Source organism: Blastococcus sp. TML/C7B, assembly GCF_016612845.1.
Taxonomy (GTDB): Bacteria; Actinomycetota; Actinomycetes; order Mycobacteriales; family Geodermatophilaceae; genus Blastococcus.
The window spans coordinates 691294-705600 of sequence record NZ_JAEOAA010000001.1 but is presented as its reverse complement, the minus strand read 5'-3'; the positions used below and the strand labels follow the sequence as shown (position 1 = coordinate 705600).

Here is a 14307-nt window from a genome sequence, read left to right as displayed (position 1 = left end):
AGTCCTCGGCTCGGTCACGGCGATCAGCAGAAGAACCGGTAGAGGGACGCCCCGGCACGGGCGGCCAGCGGGTCGGGGACGGCCGGGTCGGTGAGGAGGTCGGTGACCAGGCGCAGGGTGTGCTCGACCTCGGCCGACCGGCCGACAGGCGGCCCGCCCGCGTTGAGCGTGCGGATCCGGCGCTCCTCGCTGCCCCAGTTGCGCTTGTAGGCGCACAGACCGGGCTGGTCGAGCTCGGACAACCCCCAGTCCAGGGCCCGCAGACCCCGGTCGTGCGCCCACCGCAGCAGCGCCCAGTGCAGGGCGTCGTTGGGCCGCAGGTGCAGGCTGTCCGCCTCCGACGCCCCGAACTTGTAGTAGACGGTGTCCTGCCAGACCAGGTACACCGCACCGGCCACGGGCCGGCCGTCCACCAGGGCCAGCCCGGTGCGGATGCCGTCCGCGGGGGCGAACGCCTGCCAGATCCGGTCGAAGAACTCCAGCGGCTGGGCGAGCAGCCGGTACTTCCGCTTGCGCAGCCCTACGTGCAGGCGGTGGTACTCGGCCACGGCCTCCCGCTCGGGGCTGAGCACCACCTCGACGCCGGCGCGCTCCGCGGTGGCGATGTTCCGCCGGGTCTGCGAGCGGACGGCCCGCCGCAGGTCCTCGAGGGGCCGGTCCAGGCAGGTCCGGTGCCAGGCGGCCTCGCCGGTCGCCGTGAACCGCGGATCGGTGACCGCCGGCGAGCCGTCGAGGCAGCGCAGCGTGAACGGCAGGTCTCCGGCGAACGCGTCGGCGGCCACCTCCGCCCACGCGGCCGCGTCGGCGACGATCGGGTCGGCCCGGTCCGAGAACGGCAGCGCCAGCCGGCGCCCGCCGCGCAGGTCCTGCACGTCCACCCAGACCGCGCCGCCCACCGCACGCCCGGACCCGTCGACGGCCACGCGGGCCGTCGGCTCGAAGCCGTAGGAGGAGCTGACCGCCCCGATCCAGGGCGGGGAGGTGAACAGGCTGCCGCCGCTGCGTGCGAGCTCGGCCCACAGCGGGTCGGTGCGGGGGTCCACCTGCCGGACGCCGGTCACGGCAGCAGCTCGAACGGGAGCGGGGTGTCCGACCGCCGGACCCCCGAGGTCAGGGCCTCCAGCAGGTCCTCGACCGTGAGGTCCTCGGGGGAGCGGTGGACCGCGAGCCCGCGGCGGGCCAGCGAGGTGGCGAGCTGCGTCTGGTGGTCGTCCCCGGCCTCGCCGAGCGCGGCCGACCGGGCCACCAGCAGCGGGCGGCGGCCGGCGGCCAGCGCGGTGAGCGCCGAACCGACACCGGCGTGGCTGACCACGAGGTCGGCGCGGGCGACCTGCTCGGCCAGCTCGTCCCCCGGCAGGAAGGGCCGCGCGGCGACGGGGAGGTGGTCGATGGGGGTGCAGCCGGTCTGCCAGAGGACGTCCACCGGCCGGCCGGTCGCCCGTGCGAGCTCCCCGTCCGGCGCCAGGAGGGGGGCCAGCCGGTCGACGAGCCGGCCGAACGGGAACTCCGCCGCCGTCCCGACCGTGACGACGACGCGCAGGACGTCGCCCGGCGGCCGGGTGCGGCTGTCCGGCTCGTAGCTGTCGAGGACGCTGCCCCGGTAGGCCCAGCGGCGGCCGGCCCACCCGGCGTGCTGCGTGTAGCGCCGGATGCCCGGCACGTGGTGCAGCACCCGGCCCGTCCGCGACGGGGCGCTCACCCGCGCCGCGCTCTCGATGTAGTGGCAGGCCACGCCCCGGGCGGCCAGGAAGGGCAGGTACCCCAGTGCGATGCCGGAGCCCGTGGAGACCGCCCGGGTGAACGACCGGGTCCGGAGCAGCCGACGGGCCGTGGGGACGCAGCGGGCGACGTCGCCGACCTCGCCCACGCGGACGTAGGGGACGAAGACGGTGTCGCGGCCGGCCAGCAGGGCGCGGCTCTGCTCGTTCTCGTGCGTGACCCACACGGCCGGCCCCTCCTCGGGCACGCGGGCGGCCAGCGACACCAGCTGCTCGAGGTGGCCGCCCGTGGTGGCGAGGAACAGCGTGCTCATCGGGCGCCGTCCCCGCGGAGCAGCGACGGGACGGTGCGCAGCAGGATGGCCAGGTCGAGCGCCACCGAGCGGTCGCGGAGGTACTCGGCGTCCGCGCGGAGCATCTCCAGCGTCCCCACCGTGCTGCGGCCGGTCACCTGCCAGAGCCCGGTCAGCCCGGGCCGCACCCGGAAGCGCCCGGCGAACTCCTCGGGGAACAGCTCGGCCTCCCAGACCAGGCAGGGCCGCGGTCCGACCAGGGACATCTCGCCGCGGAGCACGTTGATCAGCTGGGGCAGCTCGTCGAGGCTGGTGCGCCGCAGGAAGCGGCCCGACCGCGTCACCCGCGTGTCCTCGGCGAGCTTGGTGCTGCCCTCCCGCGCGGTGTCCTCGCCGCGGAGCTCGGCCGCGATGAGCTCGCGGTGTGCGGCGTCGTCGCCACCGACCCGCATCGAGCGGAACTTGTAGAGGGTGAAGGGCCGGCGGCCCAGCCCCACCCGCTGCTGCCGCAGCAGCGCCGGGCCGGGGCTGTCCAGCCGCACCCAGAGGCCCAGCGCGGTCATCACCGGTGACAGCACCAGGAGGGCCAGCGCCGACACGACGACGTCCACGGCTCGCCGGACGACCCGGTCGACGACCGGGTCCGCGCGGTCATCCACGGTCATGTGCCCTCCCGCTGACGACGGCGAGGCAGATGAAGATCAGTTCGCCGGCTCCCCGGAGTACGAGGTGGATGTCGATCACCGACAGCACCAGGACCATCCACCAGACGACCCAGAGCGTGGAGCCGTAGGCGCCGGCGACGTCGGGCCGGGCGGCGCACTCCCGGGCGGACCGCAGCACCCGCACCGACAGCCAGAGGAAGGCGATCAGCAGCGGCACCCCGCCCACCCACAGGAACTGGAGGTAGCCGTACTCGAGGTAGATCTCGTCCCGCCAGGTCTCCGGGGCCTGCAGGACCGAGTCGGGCGAGACCCCCAGCACCCAGCGCAGGTCCCCGAGCCCGGGCAGGTAGAAGGTGACCAGGTTGTCCCAGCGGCCCAGCCAGCTGCGGGGCACGCCGTAGCCGTCACCGAACTCCGCGACCCGCGTGACGAAGGCGGGCAGCCCGAGCAGGACGCCCACGACGGCGACCGGCAGCAGCCGCACGGCGATCCGCCGCAGCGGTGGGTGCAGGACGAGCAGCCCCGCGCCGACGACGACCGCCGACGCCCAGGTGGAGAACTGCCCGGCGGCCAGCGCACCGGCCAGCAGGGGCAGCGCGGCGAGGACCGTCTCGCGCCGGCCCACCAGCCCCCGCGCGGCCAGCCCGACCAGCAGCGCCAGCGCGATGACCACGTAGTCGCCGGTGGCGATCGAGGAGGCGAGCGTCGTCGTCCCGCGTTCGGTCAGCTCCACCGGGTCGAGGTTCGGGTCCATCCAGTTCGTCTCCAGGACGGCGAGGACGGGCCGGAACTGCAGCGTCTGGAGGACCGCGATCACCCCGATGACGGCCGCCGTCCGGATCACCAGCCGCGCCAGCCGGAGCAGCTGGTCGCCGGTCCGGATCGTGACCCGCACGAGGACGAGCAGGCCGACCAGCTTGACGACGGGGAGCAGGGCGGCGAGGTCGCTCCCCGTCGGGACGGTGCCCCGCAGCAGCAGCCAGGCCACCGGCCAGAGCGTCGAGAAGAGCACGAAGACCAGGAGGGGGAGGTCCAGGGGGCCGAACCGGAACCGCACCTCGTCGCCCCGGACGAAGCGCAGGTAGGCGCCCAGCACGGCGCCGGCGACCAGGAGCGCGAAGAGCGCCTCGTTCGGCCGCAGAAGCGGGATCAGGCTGCCGCGCTCGATGCCGGCGACGAACGGCAGGGTGGCGACGTACACGTGGACGGCGGCCACCGGCCGCACGGCCACGCCGACGAGCAGGGCCAGCGCCGCACCGGCCGCGACGGCCTCGAGCGGGCCGACGACCGCGCCGGCCGCGGTGACGGCCACGACCGCGCCGGCGGCCGGCGCGACCAGGGCGACCGGGGAGCGACCGGGTGAGCGACCCGGCGACCGACCCGACGGCGGCCGGTGCGCGGTCGCGCCGGGAGGCGGCGTGCCGACGGCGGTCACGACGCCGCCCGCCGTCGGTTCAGCTCGGCCAGGCACACGGCGAAGACCGCCGTGGCGAGCAGCCCCGAGGCGCCGAGGACGGCCACGTCGCGGAGCGCCTCGCCGTCGTCCTGGCTGAGCAGCCGGCCGCCGGCGAGCACGGGCAGCATGGGCACCGCGGCGAGCACGACCGCCGCGAGGCCGCGGGCGTCGACCGCCGCCGCCGGACGCACGAGGCGCCGCACGCGCGCGATCACCGTGGCGGCGGCCCCGGTGTCGGCGATCAGCACGGTCAGGGCCAGACCGAGCAGCCGGGGCGGCCCGGCGGGGAGGGTGAGCGCGGCACCGGCGCACACCGCGGTGAGCGCGAACGCCACGCACCCGGCGAGCTGCGGACCCCGGACGTCGAGGGAGGCGTACAGGGCCTGCCGCCCGATCTCGTGCATCCCGGCGGCCAGCTGGGCGACGGCGAGGACGGCGATGCAGGCCGCCAGCGCGCCGATGAGCGCGTTGTCCCACAGGTCGCCGGCGGCCAGCGTGCCCGCGACCGGGCGGGCGAACGCGACCAGGACGAGCAGCGCCGGCAGGCCGGCGACCACGCCGTACCGGATCGCCTGCCGCCAGGACGCGGCGTACCCGGACCGGTCACCGGCCGTGGCGGCGGCGGACATCCCGGGCATCACCGCGGTCGTGACCGCCCGGGCGCCCAGGGCCAGCGGCACCGCGTAGACGGCGAAGGCCATCTGGAACACCAGCGCGCCGCCCGGCATGCTCGCCGCGCAGACCACCAGGAGGAAGAAGGCCCCGGCCGGCAGCGCCGCGACGAGCACGGAGCCGCGCAGCCGCACGAGGACGGCCCGGATCTCGGGGTCCTCGCGCCAGCCCCGGGCCGGCCGCAGGGAGAGGCCGACCCGGTGGGCGCCGATCACCTGGAGGCCGGCGTGGGCGGCCACGGCGAGCGTGGCACCGGTGCCCATCAGCAGCACGACCCCGGAGGGGACGTCCCCGACCTCCGCCCCGCGCTGGTGGAGCAGGGCGACGGCGACCATCGTGGCCATCAGCCCGACGTTCTCGATCGCCGGGGCCGCGGCGGCGAGGGCGAAGCGCTGCCGCGCCTGCTGCGCGGCGGCCCCCAGCGCGGCCACGGTGTACAGCACCACCTGCGGCGTGACCAGCAGCAGCAGGACGGTGGCGATCACCTGCGCCCGTCCCCGGTCGGGGGCGGGCACGCCCAGGGTCAGCACGTACCCGAGCACCAGCGAGACCGGCACGAGCGCCAGCGCGATGGCGCCCGCGACGGTGACGAGCAACCCGCTGAGCCGGCGGACGTGGGCGGCGCACGCCTCGGGGCCCCGGTCGAGCGCCCGCACGACGGCCGGGACGACGACCAGGGCCAGGACCGGCCCGGCCACGACCGAGTAGGCCAGGTTGGGGACGCCGTTGGTGGTCAGGAACGTGTTGGCGAGGAATGTGGGGCCCAGCACGGCGCCGATCACCACGACCCGGAGCAGCCCGGTGGCGCGGCTGATCAGGGTCCAGGCGGCGACGGTGGCCGAGTTGCGCGCCACCGAGCGCGGCGACGCCCCCGGTGCGCCGCCCGTGCTGCGGGCCTCCTCCGCGGTGGTCATGCCCGCTCGGTGTCCGGGCGGGTCATCCTGCGCGCCAGCCCGGCGACCAGGAGGGCGGCCACGAGGAGGCCGGTCACCGCGCCGGCCGCCGCGGCGACGGCCGGCCGGGGGCTCACCGGATCGCTGTCCACGTACGGCCCGGTGAGGACCGACGCCGCGGGGCCGGCGAGGTCGGCCAGCGCCAGCTCGTCCAGCCGCGTGCGCAGCCACTGCTCCCGGTCGGTCAGGGGCGCGAGGACGCCCTGCCGGTCCGCGACCCCCGGGGGAACGGCGGCGATCCGCTGGAGCACGTCGGTGAGCTGCAGGTTCAGGTAGTCCCGCACGTCGGCGCGGGTGTCGTTGGGGGCGACGTCGGAGGTAGCTCGCGAGGACCGAGCCGAGCATGCCCTCCGCCCGGTCCGGGTCGGGGTCGGTCAGCTCGACGGAGATGACCTCGCTCTCGTCCACCACGCTCGCGCTGAGGGCGGCCGCGAGGTCCTCCACGGAGACGTCCCACTCGTCGGCCACCGGGGTGAGGACGGCGCGGCTCTCCAGGGCCACCAGCTGGGTGCTGATGTTGCGGTCCTCGCGGAGGAAGCCGGTCGGCTGCTCCCGGGTCAGCGCGTAGAGGACCTCGGCCCGGGCGGCGTACTGCTCGGGCATCCGCGCGGCGACGAGGAAGCCGGTGACCGCGCCGAGGACGACCACTGCCAGGGCGAGCATCCCCAGCCGGGTCCACTGGCCGGCCGAGAGCTTCCGGCGGGCCGCCGGCTCGGGGGGAGCCGGCCGCCGCTGCGCCGAGCCGCCCCCGAGCGCGGACGACGCGGCGAGCAGCGGGGAGCCCCCACCGAACGCGGGCAGCCGGCCGACCAGCGCCGTCCGCCGGCCGTCGCCGTTGCTCCCGCCGCCCGCGGGGATCGGGTCGTCCGCACCGTGCTTGGTCACCGGACCCCGCCCGGGACGGCGGCGAGGTCGCCCACGCCGGAGAGGACGTCGCACACCCGGTCCACCTGCGCGACGCTCATGGTCGGGAACATCGGGAGGGACAGGATCCGCCCGGCGGCCCGCTCCGCGACCGGGAGCGGCCCGTCCGCGAACTCGGCGAAAGCCGGCTGCAGGTGGCACGGCACCGGGTAGTGCAGCCCCCACCCGATCCCGGCGTCGTCCAGCGCGGCCGTGACCGCGGGGCGGTCGGCCACCTGCACGACGGCGAGGTGGTGCACCGACTCGGCCCGCGGGTGCTGCTCCAGGAGCAACCCCTCCGGCAGCCGGTCGCGGTACCGCCGCCAGGCCGCCCGCCGCCGCTCGTTGTCCGCGTCCAGCCGGGCCAGCCGGACGCTCAGCGCGGCCCCCTGCAGGCTGTCCAGCCGGCTGTTGCGCCCGCGCAGCTCGTGCAGGTGCCGGCCGCCGTCGGACCGGCCGTGGTTGGCCAGCTGCCGGATCCGCCCCAGCAGCGCCGCGTCGTTGGACACGACCGCGCCGCCGTCACCCAGGGCGCCGAGGTTCTTGCCCGGGTAGAAGCTGAACGCCGCCGCCGTCCCGACGCTGCCGGCCGGCCGGCCGCCGAACCGGGCCCCGTGCGCCTGGGCGGCGTCCTCGATCAGCGCCAGCCCGTGCCGCTCCGCGATCCGGACCAGCCGGTCGACGTCGGCCATCTGGCCGAACAGGTGCACCGCCATCACCGCCGCCGTCCGCGGCCCCACGGCGGCGGCCACCGCGTCGGGATCCACCTCGAGGGTCCCGGGGTCCACGTCGACGAAGCGGGGCCGCGCGCCCACCGCGCACACCGCCTCCGCCGTCGCGACAAAGGTGTTCGCGGGCACGACCACCTCGTCGCCGCGCCCGATGCCCAGGGCCTGCAGGATCAGCTCCAGGGCGTCGGTGCCGTTGGCCACGCCTACGCAGCCGGTGCGCGCGCAGTAGTAGGCGAACTCCTGCTCGAAGACGGTCACCTCGGGACCGCCGACGAACCGGCCGTGGGCGAGCACCCGCTCCCAGTGCCGGTCGAGCTCCTCCCGCACCAGGGCCGCGCCCGCCGGCAGGTCGAGGAACGGGACGGGCGCGGGGACCGCGGCCAGGTGCAGTGCCCGTGCCGCCCGGGGCTTCTCACCGGCGACCGACATGACCGCTCCCCTCCGGGGTCGTCCGGCCGGTGGACGCGGCCGCGCCGGCGACGACGTCCAGACCGGCGACCCCCGACAGCTCGTCGGTCGCCGCGAGCACGCGGACGATCTCCAGACCCCGCTCGCCGGGCGTCGCCGGGACGGCGCCGGCGCGGACGCACTCGAGGAAGTGCTGGTCCTGCACCAGGAGCGGCTCCTGGAACGGCACGTACGGGGAGACGATGTCGCCCGTGCGGTAGGTGACCGGCAGGGCGTGCGCCTGGGTGGCGGCGTCGATCTCCTCGACGTCCACCCCGATGTCGTAGATCCGGATCCGCTCGTTGTCCGACAGGTCGTCGTAGACGGCCATCTTGTGCTGGCCCACCACGGTCATCTGCCGGACCTTCTTCGGGGTCAGCCAGCTGACGTGCACGTAGGCGCGGGTCTGCGAGACCGGGAAGTCGAAGCGCAGGTAGGCGACGTCGGCGTGCTGCCGGCTGATGTGGCTGTGCGCCCACACCGTGGTGCAGGACGGCACCTCGTCGAGGATGAAGGAGACGATCGAGATGTCGTGCGGGGCGAGGTCCCAGATGACGTTGACGTCGCTCTGGTACCGCCCGAGGCTCAGCCGGGCGGTGTCGACGTACAGGATCTTGCCCAGCTCGCCGGACCGGACCAGGTCGCGCAGCTTCCAGACCGCGGCGTTGTACTCGAAGGTGTGCCCGACCATGAGGCGGGCGCCCTGCCGGGCCGCGGTCTTCACGAGCAGCTCCGCGTCCTCGACGGAGGTGGCCATCGGCTTCTCCACCAGGACGTGCTTGCCGGCCTCCAGCGCGCGCAGCGCGAGCGCCGCGTGCGTGGCGGGCGGCGTGGCGATGACGACGGCGTCGACGGTGTCCAGCACCTCGTCGAGGGAGGCCGCGCGCTTGGCGGTGGGGTAGTGGGCGGCCGCTTCGGCCAGCCGGGCGGGTCCGCCGTCCACGATGACGACGTCGACGCCGGGCGTGCTGCTGAGCACGCGGACGTGCTTGGAGCCCCAGTAGCCGTAGCCGACGACGGCGATGCGATCGCGCCGTCGACCTCGGCGAGGGGAAGGCACGGACAACGGGTGCGCTGCTGAACTCATCAGGGGTGTCCTCGGGGTGCGTGTGCCTGCGGAGGGGTGCAGGGCTTCGGCGGATCGGACGGGGAGGGGGTCGCGCCCGGCGGTGTGCGCGCCTGTGCGGAGGCGACGGCGGGGCCGGGGCGGAACGGAGCGCTTCTCCGGAGACGGGCGACCCGGCTCAGTCGGGACTGGGCTGCGGCTCCTCGGCGCGGCTGAGGACGAGGGCGTCGTCCTCCGCGCGGGGCCCCGTCGGCACCGGCACCAGCAGCACCTTCTGGAGCGCGCCGAGGACGGCGCAGGGGAGCGTGGGGCCGCCCGCGCCGGGCCCTCCGCCGGAGGGGGCGCTCGTCGGTCCGTTCGCACCGGCCGGCGGGCCGGGCGTCTGCGCGGGCGCCGTCGGGAGCGGCCACCGGCCGGCAGGTGCGGCCGCCTGCTCCGGTGCGACCGCCGCAGCCGCGGCGGGAGTCGCCGGCGACGCGCGACCGGTTCCCGCCGTCGGGTCCGCCGGCGTCGTCGCGAGCTCCGGGTTCACCAGGATCACCGGGTCCGCCGGGTCCGCCGGGTCCGCCGGGGTCGCGAGCGTCGCGGCCGCGGGCGCGGGCGCCGGCGCGGCCGCGGAGGCCGTGCCCGTTCCCGAGGGCGGCGGATCGTCGGTGGCAGTTGTCGGGGGGAGCGCCGTGAGGACGTCCGGGGGGACGTCGGCGGGAACGGGCGGGGCGTCGTCGGTGGCGCAGGGTGGCGGCGTGGGTGCGAGCTCTGCGGGTGCGGGCGCTGCCTGCGCGGGCGTGGCGGGGGCCGGCTCGGTGGGGGCCGGAACCGGGGGCGGGGGACGAGCCGGGTCCGCCGGCTCCGCGAGCGCGGACGGCTCGACCGCGAGCGGGCGCCTCGGCGCGGGGGAGGGGTCGACCTCCGGGATCGGCGGCTCCTCCGGCGGGAGCGGGACGGTGCGGAGCTGCGTGAGGACCGGCTCGGCGGGGAGGTCGGGGCGCTCGGGGGCGGGGAGTTCATCGCGGTCGGGCAGCACCACGAGCTGGGGCGCGACCGGCTCGACCGGCGCGACGGGAGCGGCCGGAGCGGCCGGCGCGACCGGCCCGACCGGCTCCTCGGGCGCAGCCGGCTCATCGGGCGTGCGGGGCGCGTCCGCGAGCGGGGGGAGCCCCGGCGCGGCGGGGGCCTGCGGCTGCACCGGCGGGATCGGCGGCACCGGGGGGACGGCGAGGAGGGGCGGGAGCGGCACGTCCGAGAGCGGCACTGCGGGGAGCGGCAGGGCGAGGAGCGGCACGTCCGTGAGCGGCACGTCCGGGAGCGGCACGTCCGGGAGCGGCACGTCCGGGAGCGGGGAGAGCGGCGGTGGTGCGTCCGGCGGGCCGGCGTGCGGCGGTGGCCCGGAGGAGTCCGGGCTCATGACCGGGGGCGGACCCGGCACGCTCGCGGCAGGCGGCTGGTCGACGGCCGGTGGTCCGGGGGGAGGCGGCTGCTGACCGGCGTCCGGCGGCGGTCCGGGGTCCGGGGCGGATCCGCCGCCCGGTGGCGGGCCGGCGTCGGGGGGCTTCGCGGGCTCTGCCGGCGCCGCTCCGGGTGAGCCCGCGGTACCCGGGGGCACGCCCAGGTCCGGAGCCGCGACCAGGTCGGGAGGCACGCTCAGGTCCAGGGGCACGCCCAGGTTCGGGGGCACGCCCGGGTCGGGAACGGGCCCGGCGTCGGGCGGCGGTCCGGCGTCCGGCACCTGTGTCATCGGCGCCGAGGGCCCCCGATCGAGCAGCGGCACGTCGGGCAGCAGCGACGAGGCGGCCGCGGAGCTCTCCGGCGGCACGGTCGGGGTGTCGGCGTTCGCCGTGCCGGACCACAGCCCGGTCAGCACCCACGCGGAGAGCACCAGGCCGGGGACGGCCGCCAGCCGGCCGGCCGAGCAGCGCCGGCGCGGGGGAGGGCTCGCGGGCTGAGTACGCGCCTCGGGGGACACCGGTGGCCGGCGGCCACGGTGACCCCCGTCTGCGAGGTGCACGTCCCGCTCCTCCCGAAGGCCGGGCTCCGGCCGGAGGTCACGTCGGCGACGCGGACATCCGGCACCCGGGCTGCCCGGAACCTCCGCCCCCCGCTACGTCCTGGCAACCCCCTGTGCGACCGGACAGCGGCGAGGCGCGACACGCTCGGCCCTGTCTCACCCACGGTGATCGTGCGGGGCGTAACACGTTCCAAAATGGCCGGTCGAGAGGGTTCCCGCGTCGCCGGCGGGTGCGAAGCGTCACCCAGCGTCCACCTTGTTGGCCGTCGCAGCGTCCCGGTGGTCGATACTCGGGAGCATGGGGTGGGACACGGCGGTGCTGGAGACGATCGACGCCCATCGCGTCGACTGGCTCGACGACGTCGCGCGACGGCTCATGGACATCGGACAGCCCAAGGGGACCTATGTCCTCGCGTTCGTGCTGGCCCTGGGCTTCGCGCTGGTGTTCCGCGCCTGGGGGGCCGTCGTCGCCGCCCTGGTGTCGTCGGTGGTCGCCACCGGTGTCGCGGAGTGGGCCAAGGAGGTCATCGGCCGGGCCCGGCCTCCCGCCGGTCTGGCGCTCGTGCCGACGGACGGAACGGCCATGCCGTCGTCGATCGGGGCCCTCACCGCGGGTGCGGCCGTGCCGCTGATCCTGTGGGGGCTGCGCCGCGCCGACCTCGTACGGGCGGCTGCTCGCCGCCGTCCTCACGGCCGGCACCGTGCTGATCGGCCTCAGCATGGTCTACCTCGGTGCGCACTGGCTCAGCGACGTGCTCGCCGGCTGGGCGCTGGGCGGGGCGATCGGCTTCGTCGCCTTCCGGCTCGCCGCCTGGCGGCCGGCCCGGCGCGGGATCCGGCCGTCCGCGGCGACCGGAACGGACCGGCGGGATCCGTAACGCGGGATTGGCGCGCGCGGAACGGGTCCCCGGTCCGCACATGCGACCTAGACTTCGCCCGCCGACGCCCCGATCCGGCCTGGAGCGGGGGAGCTCGGCGGCAGCGCCGGAGGAGGCCGCGTGACGTTCCGCGAACAGGCGGTGTTCGACGTCTACGGCTGCGGTGGGCACGCGCAGGTCGTGATCGACGTCCTCCGTGCGCGGGGCCTCGACGTGCGGCGGCAGTTCAACGACGTCCCGGCCAACCAGCACCCGGCGAGCCGGAACGTGCACCCGGGCATCCGCATCGTCGGCCCGGACGCCTTTCCGGAGCTGGACGTGCCGCTGGTCCTTGCCGTCGGCATCAACGGTGAGCGCGCCGAGCTGGCGCAGGTGCTGCAGGCCACGTACGGCACGGCGGTGCACCCGTCGGCGCTGATCGCGCCGACCGCCCGGATCGGTGAGGGCACGGTCGTCCTGCACGGGGCGATCGTGCAGCCGAACGCGACCCTCGGCCGGCACGTGCTGATCAACACGGGTGCGAGCGTCGACCACGACTGCGTCGTCGAGGACTACGCCCACATCAGCCCGCAGGCGGCGCTGAGCGGGCACGTGACCGTCGGGGAGGGCACGCACATCGGGGTCGGCGCCGTGGTGATCCCGAAGGTCCGGATCGGCCGCTGGTGCAAGATCGGCGCCGGCACCGTGGTCATCGAGGACCTGCCGGACCACGTGACGGCCGTGGGCAACCCGGCCCGGATCGTGCCCGACCGGAGTGGTGAGCGGCCCCCCGACCCGGACTTCGTCCGGTCCGGCGGCCGCCTGGCGAGTGGGCTGGGGGCCCGATGACGCAGGACACGCTGGACCGGCCGGTCGCCGACGACGCCGAGGATCTCGACGCGGTGGACCTGGCCTTCGTGGGCGCGGGCGCCTCCACGGCCTACGTGCTCATCGCGCTGCTCGCGGCGCTCGGCGAGAGCCCGCCGGAGGCCCCGGTGCGGATCGCCGTCGTGGAGCGGGCGCCCGACGCCTTCTCCGGCGTCGCCTACGGCAGCCGGGCCGCGCGCACCTCCCTGCTGATCACCCCGCTGCGCGACTTCCTCCCCCCGGGGGAGCTGCGGCGGTTCACCGGGTGGCTGGCGGAGAACAAGCACCGGGCCTTCGACGAGTTCCTCGCCGTGGACGGCGAGGTGTCGTCGCGGTGGTGGGCCCGCCACCGCGACGCCGTCGCGCGGGACGACTTCGACGACCTCTACCTGCCGCGCTACGTCTTCGGCACCTACCTCATGGAGCGCGCGTACGCCGCCATCGCCGCCGCGGAGGCGGCCGGGGTGGCCGCCACCGAGGTGATCCGGGACGACGTCCTCGCCGCGCGTCCCGACGGTCCCGGGTACCGGCTCACCTGCGGCGGGGGGGAGATCCGCGCGCGGAACGTCGTGCTGGCGCTCGGCTGCTCCCCGGTCATGCCCCGCCTGCCCGGCGACGACGGCGCGACCGCCGCCGCCCTCGAGGACGACCCCTTCGGGCACGGGATGGACGTCGCGATGGCCCGGGTCGAGCAGGCGATCACCCGGCCCGGCATCGAGGACCGCCCGCCGCACGTCGTCCTCATCGGCGGCAACGCCGGCACCATGGACATGCTCTACCAGCTGCGCGACTCGCCCGTCGTGGCCGAGCGCGCGGCCCGCATCACCGTGCTCTCCCCGCGCGGCGAGCTGCCGGAGCGGATCCGGGAGGCGCAGGGCCCGGTCGACTTCCGGCCGGAGCGCCTGCACGCGCTGAGTGACGCGGAGCCGGTGCGCGCGGCCGCCGTGTTCGAGGCGGCTCTGGAGGACCTCGCCCGCGGGAGGGCGGCCGGCCTCTCGGTCTGCGACACGCTCCGCCCCATCTCCGACGGCGTGGTCCGCGTGCTCCCGCGCCTGTCGCACGAGGAGGCGCTGGAGTTCGCGGGGCACTGGGGCGTCGAGCTCGGCCGGCACCAGCGCCGGGCGGGCTGGGAGTACCACGAGGTGGTCGAGGAGCTCGCCACGGCGGGCAGGCTGCAGGTCGTCGCCGGCAGCTTCACCGGCGTGCGCGGGGCCGGACGCGACGGGGTGCTGGTGGGGGTGCGGCGGGACGGCGTGGAGACCGTCCTCGACGACCCCGCCGACGCCGTCATCAACTGCGGCGGCCCGGTCAAGCACGTGGCCGACGCGACGCCGTCGCTCGTCGCCGGCCTGATCGAGAGCGGGGTGTGCCGGCCCACCCGCCACGGCAGCGGCATCGTCGTCGACGAGACCCTGGCGGCCGCCCCCGGGATGTTCGTCATGGGCCCGCTGCTGGCCGGCAACGTGGTCAACGGCGGCCCGGTGTGGCACATGGAGCACTGCGGGCGGATCAGCAGCTTCGGCTCCGTGCTGGGCCGGGAGCTCGCCGGCACGCTGCTGGCGCCGCAGCGCCCGGCCGCGGTGGAGGGCTTCCCGCCACCCGAGCGGTTGGCCGCGGCGCAGGCGGTCTCCGCGTCCTAGGCGCGGCCACGCGACCTCCCGACCCCGGCGCGCC

General features: G+C 76.6%; 12 protein-coding genes. 3 read left to right on the top strand and 9 right to left on the bottom strand.

Annotation, left to right across the window (positions count from 1 at the left end; all coding sequences use genetic code 11):
• Positions 1-23: 23 nt before the first annotated feature.
• From JKP76_RS23200 to JKP76_RS03425, 9 genes are all read right to left on the bottom strand, one after another.
• Positions 24-1061, bottom strand: a complete 1038-nt coding sequence (locus JKP76_RS23200; protein ID WP_200489563.1) for a GNAT family N-acetyltransferase — start codon at positions 1059-1061, stop codon at positions 24-26.
• A complete protein-coding gene (locus JKP76_RS03460; RefSeq protein ID WP_200489562.1) occupies positions 1058-2032 on the bottom strand; it encodes a glycosyltransferase in 975 nt (324 codons plus the stop codon). The genes JKP76_RS23200 and JKP76_RS03460 overlap by 4 nt, the downstream gene beginning before the upstream one ends.
• A complete protein-coding gene (locus tag JKP76_RS03455; protein ID WP_200489561.1) occupies positions 2029-2676 on the bottom strand; it encodes a sugar transferase in 648 nt (215 codons plus the stop codon). The genes JKP76_RS03460 and JKP76_RS03455 overlap by 4 nt, the downstream gene beginning before the upstream one ends.
• The gene (locus JKP76_RS03450; protein WP_200489560.1) at positions 2663-4111 is read right to left on the bottom strand and encodes a hypothetical protein; all 1449 of its coding nucleotides are present in this window, start codon (positions 4109-4111) and stop codon (positions 2663-2665) included. Before JKP76_RS03450 ends, JKP76_RS03455 begins: the two co-directional genes overlap by 14 nt.
• Positions 4108-5718, bottom strand: coding sequence for a lipid II flippase MurJ (locus JKP76_RS03445; protein WP_200489559.1), 1611 nt, complete (start codon positions 5716-5718; stop codon positions 4108-4110). Before JKP76_RS03445 ends, JKP76_RS03450 begins: the two co-directional genes overlap by 4 nt.
• Positions 5715-6041, bottom strand: a complete 327-nt coding sequence (locus tag JKP76_RS03440) for a hypothetical protein (RefSeq protein ID WP_200489558.1) — start codon at positions 6039-6041, stop codon at positions 5715-5717. Before JKP76_RS03440 ends, JKP76_RS03445 begins: the two co-directional genes overlap by 4 nt.
• A 597-nt stretch (positions 6042-6638) precedes the next feature.
• Entirely contained in the window at positions 6639-7820 is a 1182-nt protein-coding gene (locus JKP76_RS03435; protein WP_200489557.1) for a DegT/DnrJ/EryC1/StrS aminotransferase family protein, read from the bottom strand.
• Positions 7804-8898, bottom strand: coding sequence for a Gfo/Idh/MocA family protein (locus tag JKP76_RS03430; protein WP_200489556.1), 1095 nt, complete (start codon positions 8896-8898; stop codon positions 7804-7806). The genes JKP76_RS03435 and JKP76_RS03430 overlap by 17 nt, the downstream gene beginning before the upstream one ends.
• Positions 8899-9082: 184 nt before the next feature.
• The gene (locus JKP76_RS03425; RefSeq protein WP_200489555.1) at positions 9083-10909 is read right to left on the bottom strand and encodes a hypothetical protein; all 1827 of its coding nucleotides are present in this window, start codon (positions 10907-10909) and stop codon (positions 9083-9085) included.
• A 671-nt stretch (positions 10910-11580) separates the two neighbouring features.
• Here JKP76_RS03425 and JKP76_RS03420 point away from each other — a divergent pair.
• From JKP76_RS03420 to JKP76_RS03410, 3 genes are all read left to right on the top strand, one after another.
• Positions 11581-11787: a phosphatase PAP2 family protein gene (locus JKP76_RS03420; RefSeq protein ID WP_200491248.1), complete on the top strand. Its 207-nt coding sequence runs from the start codon at positions 11581-11583 to the stop codon at positions 11785-11787.
• Positions 11788-11907: 120 nt separating this feature from the next.
• Complete coding sequence (locus JKP76_RS03415; protein ID WP_200489554.1) at positions 11908-12615, top strand: acetyltransferase; 708 nt, start codon at positions 11908-11910, stop codon at positions 12613-12615.
• Positions 12612-14273: an FAD/NAD(P)-binding protein gene (locus JKP76_RS03410; RefSeq protein WP_200489553.1), complete on the top strand. Its 1662-nt coding sequence runs from the start codon at positions 12612-12614 to the stop codon at positions 14271-14273. The genes JKP76_RS03415 and JKP76_RS03410 overlap by 4 nt, the downstream gene beginning before the upstream one ends.
• Positions 14274-14307: the final 34 nt, after the last annotated feature.

Bases quoted from the DNA above. Each gene is read 5' to 3' on its own strand.
- JKP76_RS03460 (WP_200489562.1), bottom strand. From the start codon at position 2,032: ATGAGCACGCTGTTCCTCGCCACCACGGGCGGCCACCTCGAGCAGCTG.
- JKP76_RS03455 (WP_200489561.1), bottom strand. From the start codon at position 2,676: ATGACCGTGGATGACCGCGCGGACCCGGTCGTCGACCGGGTCGTCCGG.
- JKP76_RS03445 (WP_200489559.1), bottom strand. From the start codon at position 5,718: ATGACCACCGCGGAGGAGGCCCGCAGCACGGGCGGCGCACCGGGGGCG.
- JKP76_RS03435 (WP_200489557.1), bottom strand. From the start codon at position 7,820: ATGTCGGTCGCCGGTGAGAAGCCCCGGGCGGCACGGGCACTGCACCTG.
- JKP76_RS03410 (WP_200489553.1), top strand. From the start codon at position 12,612: ATGACGCAGGACACGCTGGACCGGCCGGTCGCCGACGACGCCGAGGAT.